The organism is Corynebacterium sp. J010B-136, assembly GCF_002967075.1.
Lineage (GTDB): Bacteria > Actinomycetota > Actinomycetes > Mycobacteriales > Mycobacteriaceae > Corynebacterium.
Map to the genome: position 1 here is coordinate 166,620 of NZ_PUGE01000006.1, position 11,588 is coordinate 178,207.

An 11,588-nucleotide genomic window follows, 5' to 3' on the forward strand; every position below is an offset into this window, starting at 1 on the left:
TGCTAGTGTTGCACCTGTGATCACGTTCGAGAATGTAACCAAGGTTTATTCCACCTCCACCAGGCCGGCCTTAAATGATGTGTCTTTTAAGATCGAAGACGGCGAATTTGTCTTCCTCATTGGCCCGTCTGGTTCTGGTAAATCCACGTTCTTGCAGCTGATGGTGCGTGAGACAAACCTTACAGCCGGCGATATTTACTTCAATGACTTCCACGTCAACCAGCTCAAAGGCACAGAAATCAATAAGCTGCGCCAATCCATTGGCTATGTCTTCCAGGATTTCCGCCTGCTGCCCAAGCTCGATGTGTACTCCAACGTGGCTTTCGCGTTGGAAGTGATTGGGAAGAAGAAAAGTCGCATCGAAAAGCAAGTGCCTGAGGTACTTGACATGGTGGGTCTGGGTACGAAAGCCCACCGCATGCCGGCTGAACTATCCGGTGGTGAGCAGCAGCGCGTTGCTGTGGCGCGAGCTTTTGTGAACCGCCCGAAGTTGCTGCTTGCCGATGAGCCCACCGGCAACCTGGACCCTGGCACCGCTGATGAAATTTTGACCTTGCTCAATCAAATCAACCGCCACGGCACTACCGTGGTGATGTCCACGCACAATGCGCGTGCCGTTAACGATGCACGTCAGCGAGTTATTGAGCTGAGCAATGGCAACCTGGTGCGCGATGAGCACAACGCGGAATACGGAGAGGCTTAAAAACAATGCAGATTAAATTTGTTCTCCGTGAAGCTTTCAAAGGCCTGGGCCGCAACCTGACCATGACCATCGCGCTGGTGATTACCACCGCGATTTCTGTCGCGCTGGTGGTTGCCGGTGTCTTGGTGTCGAATATGGCGCGCGAGACCCAAGAGATTTATCTAGAGCGCGTCGAGGTGATGATTCAGTTAGATGAAGAAATCTCCAACACTGACCAGGACTGTTCTTCCGCTGCGTGTGCAGAGGTTAAAGACATTTTGGAAGCTGATGACGGGGTAGAGACCGTAACCTATCGCTCTCGTGAGGACTCTTATCAGCGCTTTGTCGAAGTATTCCGAGATACCGACCCGGTGCTGGTAGAAGAAACTTCTCCTGATGCATTGCCAGCTGCGCTGCACGTGCGACTGGTTAACCCAACCGATACCGCGCCGGTTGATGCAGTGCGTGACCTACCGCAGGTGGACACCATCGTTGACCAGGTCGAGGAAGTGCGTTCGGCGACGAATAACCTCAACTCGATTCGAAATGCCACCTTCTTGCTGGCTTTTGTGCAAGCGGTTGCTGCCATCTTCTTGATTGCGAACATGGTGCAGATCGCCGCCTATAACCGTTCCACGGAAATTGGCATTATGCGCATGGTGGGTGCTTCCCGCTGGATCACACAGGCGCCATTCGTATTGGAAGCGGTGGTGGCATCGTTTATCGGTGTGGTTCTGGCCGGACTTGGGGTTTTCGCCGCGAAGTCCACAATCGTGGATTCTTCGCTTGCATCCCTGTACCAATCCCAGCTGCTGGCGCCGATTCAAACCTCTGATATTTGGGTCTCGTGGCCACTAGTTGGCATTGCCGCTATTTTGGCTGCGGCGATTACGGCCTCGGTTACTTTGCGGGCCTACGTGCGCAAATAGTGTGGCTGGCTTCGCGCTGCTAATCGCCAGCGCCAAAGAAAAGACGAAAGAACGGACAAGCTTTAAGCTGTCCGTTCTTTTCTTGAATAGCAGCCCTTAGTGCAGGTAGGGTTAACTGTTATGGCTAAAAAGGGCAAGAAGAAAAAGAATGCGGTAGGCGCTGACGGTACTCAAACGTTGGCGACTAATCGGCGTGCCCGCCATGACTATAAAATTCTCGAGGAATTCGAGTGTGGCATTGTCTTGCTGGGCACGGAGATTAAATCACTACGTGAAGGCAAGATTTCTCTAACCGATGCTTTCGCAACCGTAGATAACGGTGAGGTTTTCCTGCGTAATCTGCATATTCCGGAGTACTCCATGGGCTCGTGGACAAACCATTCGCCCAAGCGCACCCGGAAGCTGTTGTTGCACCGTCGTGAAATCGACAAAATCATGGGCCAAGTCCGTGACGGCAACAAGACGCTGATTCCGCTGCGGGTTTACCTACGCAACGGTTATGCAAAGCTCGAACTGGGTCTTGCCCAAGGTAAACAAGACTACGACAAGCGCGAAGACATCAAGCGCCGCGACCAAGACCGTGACATCACGCGTGAGCTTGGCCGGCGTATCAAGGGCATCAACGCTTAAGTGCTTCGCCGGCGAAAGCCGAAAACAGGCTTGCGGGCGAGAGCTTTGCTTGAGCCGCAAGCTTGTGGGAATGAATATTACTGCTGTAGTGTTGTAAAGACTGTAGGAAGATGCACATCCCGCCTACAACAATGGGGTTGATTTGGTTTCGACTTCGCTCATTGAGCCAGGGGAAGCGTGCCGGTGCAGGCTAGAGACCACCGTTAAGCGTCGTAGCAACCAATAAACGCAGAGAAGAACTCTCAGCGTGACTACGCCCTCGCTGCCTAATTACAGCGACGCGTGTCTGTCAGCCTAGGTTATGTTCCTGACCTAGAACCTGGCATCGACTAGGGAACTTGCCGTCTGGCTGGGTCGACAGGGCCAGATGGGACTTCTACTGGCGACTGGGCTCATCATCCGGAACGTGTTCGTCCGAGCCGGAGAGCCGAGTAGAGATCCTGCGCGAACTGCGCACGGAGAAGCCCTGGCAAGATGACGGAGGACCCGGGTTCAAGTCCCGGCAACTCCACTCCGTAGCCCCAGCTCAACAATGTTTGAGCTGGGGCTACTTCTCGTTTTCGCCCTCTGCCCTGCAATACTCAGACCCAGTTGGCTTTTCTAGAGATCAAAATGCAATAACGGGTAGGGGAGAGGAAGTCTCGTCGGTTTCACTGCGGCTGGCGGTCTGGAAACCTCGACCGTGATAGAAATTCACTGCCTGGGTACTGTGCTCGTTGACATCGGCCTCTGTCCCGCTCTTGCCGGCGACGACATGGTTGAGAAGCATCGTTGTCAGCAACGGGGAAGAAAACTGCTACGAGAAGTGGAAATTCCTCCGAGCCGCGGGACGGGCGAATATTGATTGGTTGCACATCCATCGTTCCATAAGTCAGAAGAAGCTAGCAGCGTAGGCTTGGATATGTAGTTTCGGTTCGGCGATTTTCGAAGAAGGGTGCTGCTTAAAATGATTAAGACGGTTAAAGTCCATGATTATGTCTCTGGGAAAGAGACGGCTCCTGGCAAGAAGGTCTTGGTGGATAGGCTGTGGCCACGCGGGGTGAAGAAAGAAGACCTGCCGGGTCATTGGCTCAAAGAAGTGGCGCCGTCGCCGGATCTGCGCAAGTGGTTCGACCATGATGAGGAGAAATTCAAAGAATTTTCCAAGCGCTATAAGGCGGAGCTGACCGAGGCAGATTCCAGTGGCAATGAAGACCTGGCCACGTTGCAGGAGATGGTTGATGACGGTGATGTCTCGCTGATGTACGCGGCCAAAGACCACGATATTAATCACGCGGTAGTGCTGAAAGAATGGCTGGAGAGCTGACTAGAATCTGCTTCACGGGGTGAATAAATCGGGGGCAAACGCGATACGCAGCTGTTTTTCGCAAAATTAGCTAAATATCGTCGTTAATAGGGGTTTTCATGCATTAATAGGGGCTAGATGCGGGGGAGGGCATTGGTAACAAATTGGTACCGCGCCCCACATATCGGTTGCGACGTGGTTTAAGTCTCATTAGTTTGGCTGGATACGCTGTTGCAAAAAATGTGACGCCTAACTGGACTAAAGGAGAGCGCCATGGACGATGATAAAAAGCATGCACCCCATGACGATCTAGAAAACTCAGGAGCAACTGAGAACGTCGGGGAATCCAGTTCGTCTGTGAAGACACCGACAAGCGAGCATGACCCGTACCAAGACAACCAGTCGACTGGTACCAAGTGGCTGGATAAATTCTTAAACGGTATTGAATACCTAGGCAATAAGCTGCCCGAACCATTTACTATCTTCCTTGGGTTATTCCTGCTAACAGGTATCTTGTCCACCATCTTTGCGTGGCAAAACATCACCTTCCAGGTGCCAGGCAGCGATGAAGTGCAGGAGATTCACGGCCTGTTTACTGGTGAGGGAATGACGTGGCTGACCACCACGATGGGTGAGAACTACCTCGGCTTCCCGCCGCTGGTTACCGTGCTGCCCATTCTGTTGGGTGTGGGTATCGCGGAGCGCTCCGGCATGCTCTCAGCGCTGATTCGCAAGCTCTTTGGCTCCGCACGGCCTGCCGTCTTGCCTTATGCCGTTGGTGTTATTGGTGTTACCGGCTCCGTGATGGGCGACGCCGCCTTCGTGGTCATCCCGCCCCTGGCAGCGATGGTGTTTAAAGCCGCTAACCGTCACCCGGTAGCGGGTCTGTTGGGAGGTTTCGCAGCGGTTGGTGCGGGCTATTCCACGGCACTGGTGCCAACCTCATTGGATGCTTTGTTTGCTGGTATTTCTACCGCGGTGATGGAGACCTTGCCGGACTTTGACTTCCAAGAAGTCACGGCAGTGTCTAACTACTTCTTCAACATCGCTTCCTCGATTGTGCTCGGCCTGATTGCCGGTTGGCTCATCGATAAGGTGCTGGAACCGCGCATGTGGCGCCAAGATGTCCCGACTGAAGAGGACATTGACCCAGAAGAAGCCGAGGAACGCGGCGACCGCGATGCCGAGGGTAACGAACTCTCCGCTGAACTGTCTGCCGAAGAATCCCGCGGCCTGGTCTGGTCGGTTATCTCCATTGTCATTTTGACTGCGATTATTCTGGCAGCCGTCTTGGTGCCAGGCTCCCCATGGCGCAATGAAGAAGGCGGTTTCTTGCCGTCCTCACCATTGCTTAGCTCCATCGTCTTTATTATCTTCGCGTACTTCATCGTCATGGGATTGGTTTATGGCTACGTGGTCAAGACCATCCGCAATATGAAAGATGTTGTGGACATGATGGGCCAATCTCTGGCCTCCATGATGGGCTTTTTGGTGCTGGCGTTCATCTTGGGCCAGTTCATCGCGCTGTTCTCCTGGACCGGCATTGGTACCTACACCGCGGTGAAGGGCGCAGCATTCCTCGAGCAGATCGGCCTGACCGGCTTCCCAGCAATCCTAGCGTTCTGTGTCCTAGCATCACTGCTGAACCTGCTGATTATTTCCGGTTCTTCCATGTGGACTTTGATGGCAGCGGTATTCGTTCCGATGTTTGCTTTGCTGGGCTACGAGCCAGCCTTCATTCAGGCAGCATTCCGCGTGGGTGACTCTGCAACCCAGATTATTACCCCGCTGAACCCGTACCTGATTGTGATGCTGGGCCTGTTGCAGCGCTATGAACCACGTGCCGGAATCGGTACCTTGATGGCGCGTCTGATTCCTTTCGTTATTCCATTCTGGGTAGCGTGGGCCGCGCTGCTGGGACTGTGGTACTTCGTTGACCTGCCACTTGGACCTGGTAATGGCATTATGATCGGTAGCTAATATGTGTACTGATAATTCTGGTCATTTAGATAATTCGGATCTCCGACAACCACAAGTGCCGTCGACGGCCTTCTTGGATGCCACTTCGGATTTGATTGAGGCTCGCGTGGCTGCGGCGCAAAAAGCGCAAGGCGAGCAAGAATTTCGCCTCGATGCCTATCCGCAGCAACACGAGCTGTGGGCGGCAGTGGATAGCCATGTCGCGAGCATCCAGGCAGAGCTTGATTTCATCGTCGAGGATCTGCACGCACACCCGGAGCTGGCTTTTGAGGAAGTGCGTTCGCAACAAGTGCTTGCCAAGGTGCTCGAAGATCATGGGCACGATGTTGAACTTGGCGTATACGGTGTCAGCACAGCCTTCGAATCTTCGGTGCAGACTCCCGGCTTCGATGCTGAGATACATCCGAGCATCGTGATTATGGCGGAATATGATGCGCTACCAGAAATTGGTCATGCATGCGGGCACAATGTCATTGCCGCTTCCGGCGTGGGTGCGTACCTGGCAGCGGCACAGGTACTTTCTTCGCAGGCAGCGCAGGGAATTGAGGGCAGGATTGTTCTGCAGGGAACCCCGGCGGAAGAAGGACATACCGGCAAGGAGTACATGATCCGCGGCGGCAGCTTGGAGGGCATTGATGCCGCGGTGATGATCCACGGCTTTGGCTATGACATTGCCTCACACGCGTGGGTGGGTCGTCGTTCTGCTACGGTGCGGTTCCATGGGGTAGCGGCGCATGCCAGCTCCCAGCCCTATATGGGAAAAAATGCTCTCGACGCGGCATCGTTGGTGTACCAGGGCCTGGGCCTTTTCCGGCAGCAGATGCCGCCGAGTGATAGGTTGCATGCGATCATCACTCACGGTGGGCACCGGCCGTCGATCATCCCGGCGGAATCCACCCTCGAATTATATGTTCGCTCTTTAGGCGTGGACACGTTGATGGATATCTCCCAGCGTGTCAATGAAATCGTTGAGGGAGCAGCACTCATGGCGGGTTGTGGGTTTGAGATCGAGTGGGACCCGCACCCCATGTCCTTACCGGTGCGCAATAACAAAGCTATGGCCGCGCGCTGGTCGCACACTCAAGCACAGCGCGGCAGGGTAGCGCTGCCCGAAGGTACGGTGCCAGACACCCTCGCGGCATCCACGGATTTTGGCAATGTCTCCCAGCAGATCCCCGGTATTCACCCGATGGTCAAGGTGTCACCGGAAGATGTTGCTTTGCACACCGAAGCATTTGCCACGTGGGCTAATACGCCCGCAGCCAAGCAAGCAGCAGTTGACTCCGCGGCCGGGTTGGCTCAGGTCACGCTAGATTTGCTTGCCGATGCCACCTTGCTGGACGCCGCTAAAACCGAATTTGAGCGCGCGGGTGGGCAAGTGGCAGTGGCGGACTTGCTGAAATAAATTCGACATCCAGGGTGTGTCTTACCTCACGGAATGGCACACTTGGATGTTGTTCCACTTGCCGGGAAAGGTCTTGTGCCCTGCGCTTTTGCTAACAACAACGACTAATGCTTGCAAAGGGGTGCAACTTCTGATGGGTATTCTTACCCCCGGTTTTAAAAATAGGGCTTGTAGATAAACCTTTCCTCAGTTAGGTTAGCCTTGTCAGAGCTTGGGGGAAGTTAAGTGTTTTCTACTAACTCCCTTAATGCTCAAAGTGGATATTTTACTGAGAAAGGTTTACCTATAACCATGAAGATTCGTCACGCCCTTGTGGCTTCTGTCGCAGCTGCGTCCCTCGTGTTGGCGTCCTGCTCCAACTCTGAGTCTGACTCCGCTGATTCTGCTGCAGAAACCACCGCTTCTGACTCCTCTGCATCTGAAGACTCAACCGATGAAGCAGCGGCCGGCGAAGGTGAACTGGTTATTGAAGACAACTTCGGTGAAAAGACCATTTCTTTGCCAGTTGAGAACCCAGTGGTCACTGACAACCGTGCGTTCGAGCTTCTCCACGACTGGGATGTTGAACTCGCAGCAGCTCCAATCGGTCTGATTCCAGACACCCTGTCTGATAAGTACAACGAAGACACCATCGAGTTTGACCTCGGTAGCCACCGTGAGCCAGACCTAGAGAAAATTGTTGCAGCGGCTCCGGACCTGATCTGGAACGGCCAGCGTTTCTCCCAGCACGGTGAGGATCTTGAGGAACTTGCTCCGGATGCAACCCTGGTTGACTTCACCCCACGTGATGGTGAGCCACTAGATGCAGAACTTATCCGTCTGACTGAGTCCCTGGGCAAGATCTTCGGCCACGAGGATGAAGCACAGGCTGCTATCGATGACTTCAACGAGGCTCTGGAGCGTGCGAAGGAAGCATACGATCCAGAAAAGACCGTCATGGCGGTTAACACCTCCGGTGGCGAGATCAACTACATCGCACCTTCCGTTGGCCGTACCTGGGGTCCACTGTTTGACCTGATCGGTTTCACCCCATCTCTCGAAGTTGAAGATGGTTCTTCCAACCACGAAGGTGATGACATCTCCGTAGAGGCAATTGCAGAGTCCAACCCTGACTTCCTGTTGGTTCTGGACCGCGACGCAGCTGTTTCTTCCGACGAGCCAGATTACTCTCCAGCATCTGACCTGATTGCTGACAGCGCTGCTCTGCAGAACGTCACCGCAATCCAGGATGACAACATCGTCATTGCTCCAACTGACACCTACACCAACGAGAACATCGTGACCTACACCGAGATTCTCAACCTCATCGCTGACGCTTTTGAGGCTCAGAACTAAGGAGCATTCTTGTAGCTTGGATAAAGTTGCAATATGCTAAGCGATGAAAACCGGTTGACCTTTGGGAATACAGACCCAAGAGCCTCAACCGGTTTTTAGTTTGGAAGAAGTTAAAAATTATGGAAAATTCTGTGAGCTCGTCGCCCGCGACTAATGCGCCGGCATCGAGTCCTGAATTAAAGGCGCCGATACGGCGCTCGCGTGGCAAGCTGTGGAATTGGAAGCTCACGCTCGCTGCTGCGGGTGTAGCACTCTTGCTGATCGTTTCGCTGTCAGTTGGCGAATACAGCATCTTGAGCAGCGAATTCGGCTGGGAGATGTTCGGTATTACCCGCATTCCTCGCACCATCGCGCTGGTTCTATCTGGCGCCGCCATGGCTATTTGTGGCCTGGTTATGCAGCTGCTCACCCAAAACCGCTTCGTCGAACCCACCACCACGGGTACTACTGAGTGGGCTGGCCTAGGGCTTTTGACCTGCCTGATTCTGTTTCCACAATCTTCAGTCTTGGTGAAGATGATCGTCGCCGTTATATTCGCCTTCATCGGCACAATGGTCTTCTTCTTGTTCTTGCGCCGCGTTACTTTGCGCTCCTCGATGGTTGTGCCCATCGTCGGCATCATGCTTGGCGCTGTGGTTAGTGCAGTCTCATCTTTTGTCGCGTTGTCCAACGATGCTCTGCAGCAGCTGGGCATTTGGTTCATGGGTTCGTTTACCTCTGTTTACAAGGGGCAATACGAAGTGCTGTGGGTTGTTCTCGTTGTCGTCATTATGGTCTTCATCTTCGCTGACAAGCTCACCGCAGCTGGCCTGGGCGAAGACATCGCAACCAACATCGGGCTCAATTACAACCAAATCTTGCTGCTGGGCACCGCGTTGGTCTCCATTGCAACTGGCGTTGTGACCGTTGTAGTCGGTGCACTGCCGTTTTTGGGCCTGATTGTCCCGAATATCGTCAGCATGTTCCGAGGCGACGACCTGCGTTCCAACCTTCCATGGGTCTTGCTCTTAGGTATTGCCATCGTTACCGTGTGTGACCTTTTGGGCCGCACAATCATCTCTCCATTTGAAATGCCTGTGTCTGTCATTTTGGGCATCGTCGGCGCATTCGTATTCGTCGGATTGATTGTGAGGTCGACCCGTGACAAATAAACTCAAATCCACAGTGGATGCACCAAACGCAGGAAAGACTCGCCACGTCGGTGCTTTCCAATCTGCCAAGGCAGCGCGCAAATACTGGATCATGCTGATTGTTATGTCAGCCATGGCAGTACTGTTTTCCTTTGGGCTCCTGTCCTATGAAAACCCGATGGAATTCGGTTCCAAGGGTTACTGGCTTATCGCTAATCGCCGTCTCGATGGTGTTATCGCGATGGGACTGGTTGCTGTGTGCCAGGCTGTCGCCACCGTCGCTTTTCATACGGTGACCAATAACCGCATTCTGACTCCATCGATTATGGGTTTTGAATCGCTGTACCGAGTGATTCACACGTCCACTATCTTCTTTTTCGGCGCCGTTGGTCTTAACAACGCGCGCACAGTGGAAATGTTTATCGTCCAGCTCATCTTGATGGTCTTCCTCTCGCTGCTGCTTTACTCCTGGCTGTTGACCGGCCGTGCACAAAACATGCATGCGATGTTGCTTGTCGGCATCGTCATCGGTGGCGGACTGGGCTCAATCTCCACCTTTATGCAGCGACTACTGACTCCAAGTGAGTTCGATATCCTCACTGCTCGTCTCTTCGGCTCAGTGACCAATGCTGATACTGACTACTATCCAATCGCGATTCCGTTGATTATCGGCGCAACAGTGTTGATGTATCTCAACTCCCGTCGCCTCAATGTCTTGTCTTTGGGACGTGATGCCGCAATTAGCTTGGGTGTTAATCACAAAACCAATGCGATCTACACCTTGGTTTTGGTGTCCATCTTGATGGCAACCACCACGGCACTGGTTGGGCCGATGACCTTCCTTGGCTTCTTGGTTGCGACCTTGGCTTATCAATTCGCTGATACCTATGACCACCGCTACTTGTTCCCGATGGCCGCTGTCACTGGCTTTACGGTACTAACCGGCGCATACTTCATAATGAGGCATGTTTTCTACGCCCAAGGCGTAGTTACAATCATCATTGAACTCATCGGTGGTTCGGTGTTCCTGTACGTCATCTTAAGAAAGGGACGACTGTGATTACTCTGACTGACGTCAAAAAGGCGTATTCATCAGAAACTCAAATTGGTCCTGTCAACCTCGAAATCCCAGCTGGCGGTATCACCGCACTCGTCGGTCCTAATGGTGCCGGTAAATCCACGCTGCTGACCATGATTGGCCGCCTGCTTGGCATGGACGCTGGCCAAATTCAGGTTGCGGACATGGATATCTCGACGTCCAAGTCCAAGGACTTGGCGAAGATTATCTCTATCCTGCGTCAGGAAAACCACTTCATCACTAAGCTCACCGTGCGCCAGCTCGTAGGATTTGGACGTTTCCCATATTCACAGGGTCGGCTTACCGATGAAGACGAAGAGATCATCACCAAGTACATCGACTTCCTTCACCTTGGTGAATTAGAAGACCGCTACTTGGATCAGCTCTCTGGTGGACAGCGTCAACGTGCTTATGTTGCGATGGTTCTGTGCCAGGAGACTGACTACGTCATGCTCGACGAGCCGCTCAATAACCTAGACATCGCACACTCCGTGGAGATGATGCGTCACCTTAAGGAAGCAGCGAAACAACTTGGCCGCACCATTATCGTGGTGTTGCACGATATCAACTACGCAGCGCGCTACGCGGAATACATCTGCGCGGTTAAAGATGGGCAGATCGTTGCCTTCGGTACGCCCGAAGAAATCATGCGCGAAGAAGTCCTCACGCCAATCTTCAATACCCGGATTCAAGTCATTGATGGTCCTGGTGGATTACTGGCTTGCTACCACTAGTTAGAAATAGATTCTTTTCAATGCCCGTCACCGCAATGGTGGCGGGCATTGTGCATTCTTCGATGAACTAGCAATCGATTGCACAAGAACAGAAATGGTTGTTTACCTGCGAAAAAGGAGTAGTGCGAAAGGCCGATTTGCCTTAATCGGTCAACATCAACTACCTTTATGGATGTCGCCGAGAGGTTGCCGCAAGGTAAACGCGAAGCGAAACAAACAAGAACTTCCAAGCAAGGATTTGACAAAGTTAAATCGGAAGCGTAAGTTCAATAAAGCCGCTTAAGAGCGGGGCTAAGCTAAAAAAGCTCCAATCGAGTGTGCGATTGTTGTCTGAGAACTCAATAGTGTACCAATGTACTAGATTTTATATTTTTGTCTGTGTTGTGTGGATGAGAATTAT

10 protein-coding genes and 1 other RNA gene are annotated in these 11,588 nt (G+C 52.9%); all 11 read left to right on the plus strand.

The features are described from left to right. Window positions 1-16 precede the first annotated feature (16 nt). Window positions 17-703, plus strand: coding sequence for a cell division ATP-binding protein FtsE (gene ftsE, locus C5Y44_RS10695; protein ID WP_066795570.1), 687 nt, complete (start codon window positions 17-19; stop codon window positions 701-703). Between the two features lie 5 nt (window positions 704-708). Then, window positions 709-1,611: a permease-like cell division protein FtsX gene (gene ftsX / locus C5Y44_RS10700; RefSeq protein ID WP_105324919.1), complete on the plus strand. Its 903-nt coding sequence runs from the start codon at window positions 709-711 to the stop codon at window positions 1,609-1,611. 120 nt (window positions 1,612-1,731) lie between these two features. Beyond that, on the plus strand, window positions 1,732-2,241 hold the full coding sequence (gene smpB, locus C5Y44_RS10705; RefSeq protein WP_105324920.1) for an SsrA-binding protein SmpB: 510 nt from the start codon (window positions 1,732-1,734) through the stop codon (window positions 2,239-2,241). Window positions 2,242-2,374: 133 nt separating this feature from the next. Further along, window positions 2,375-2,755, plus strand: a transfer-messenger RNA (tmRNA) gene (gene ssrA, locus C5Y44_RS10710). A 432-nt stretch (window positions 2,756-3,187) separates the two neighbouring features. Beyond that, window positions 3,188-3,547 (plus strand): DUF488 domain-containing protein, encoded by a 360-nt coding sequence (locus C5Y44_RS10715; protein WP_105324921.1) that lies wholly within the window; start codon window positions 3,188-3,190, stop codon window positions 3,545-3,547. Between the two features lie 252 nt (window positions 3,548-3,799). Then, window positions 3,800-5,506: an AbgT family transporter gene (locus C5Y44_RS10720; protein ID WP_105324922.1), complete on the plus strand. Its 1,707-nt coding sequence runs from the start codon at window positions 3,800-3,802 to the stop codon at window positions 5,504-5,506. A 1-nt stretch (window position 5,507) separates the two neighbouring features. Next, window positions 5,508-6,911 carry an amidohydrolase gene (locus tag C5Y44_RS10725; protein WP_105324923.1) on the plus strand — a complete coding sequence of 468 codons (1,404 nt, stop codon included), beginning with the start codon at window positions 5,508-5,510 and terminating at the stop codon, window positions 6,909-6,911. A 291-nt stretch (window positions 6,912-7,202) separates the two neighbouring features. Then, a complete protein-coding gene (locus tag C5Y44_RS10730) occupies window positions 7,203-8,246 on the plus strand; it encodes a siderophore ABC transporter substrate-binding protein (protein ID WP_105324924.1) in 1,044 nt (347 codons plus the stop codon). A 119-nt stretch (window positions 8,247-8,365) separates the two neighbouring features. Beyond that, window positions 8,366-9,397, plus strand: a complete 1,032-nt coding sequence (locus C5Y44_RS10735; protein WP_199186036.1) for an ABC transporter permease — start codon at window positions 8,366-8,368, stop codon at window positions 9,395-9,397. After that, entirely contained in the window at window positions 9,387-10,436 is a 1,050-nt protein-coding gene (locus tag C5Y44_RS10740) for an iron chelate uptake ABC transporter family permease subunit (protein WP_105324925.1), read from the plus strand. Before C5Y44_RS10735 ends, C5Y44_RS10740 begins: the two co-directional genes overlap by 11 nt. Then, complete coding sequence (locus tag C5Y44_RS10745; protein WP_105324926.1) at window positions 10,433-11,188, plus strand: ABC transporter ATP-binding protein; 756 nt, start codon at window positions 10,433-10,435, stop codon at window positions 11,186-11,188. The genes C5Y44_RS10740 and C5Y44_RS10745 overlap by 4 nt, the downstream gene beginning before the upstream one ends. Window positions 11,189-11,588: the final 400 nt, after the last annotated feature.

Bases quoted from the DNA above. Each gene is read 5' to 3' on its own strand.
- C5Y44_RS10735 (WP_199186036.1), top strand. From the start codon at position 8,366: ATGGAAAATTCTGTGAGCTCGTCGCCCGCGACTAATGCGCCGGCATCG.
- C5Y44_RS10730 (WP_105324924.1), top strand. From the start codon at position 7,203: ATGAAGATTCGTCACGCCCTTGTGGCTTCTGTCGCAGCTGCGTCCCTC.
- C5Y44_RS10725 (WP_105324923.1), top strand. From the start codon at position 5,508: ATGTGTACTGATAATTCTGGTCATTTAGATAATTCGGATCTCCGACAA.
- C5Y44_RS10715 (WP_105324921.1), top strand. From the start codon at position 3,188: ATGATTAAGACGGTTAAAGTCCATGATTATGTCTCTGGGAAAGAGACG.
- C5Y44_RS10720 (WP_105324922.1), top strand. From the start codon at position 3,800: ATGGACGATGATAAAAAGCATGCACCCCATGACGATCTAGAAAACTCA.
- ftsX (WP_105324919.1), top strand. From the start codon at position 709: ATGCAGATTAAATTTGTTCTCCGTGAAGCTTTCAAAGGCCTGGGCCGC.
- smpB (WP_105324920.1), top strand. From the start codon at position 1,732: ATGGCTAAAAAGGGCAAGAAGAAAAAGAATGCGGTAGGCGCTGACGGT.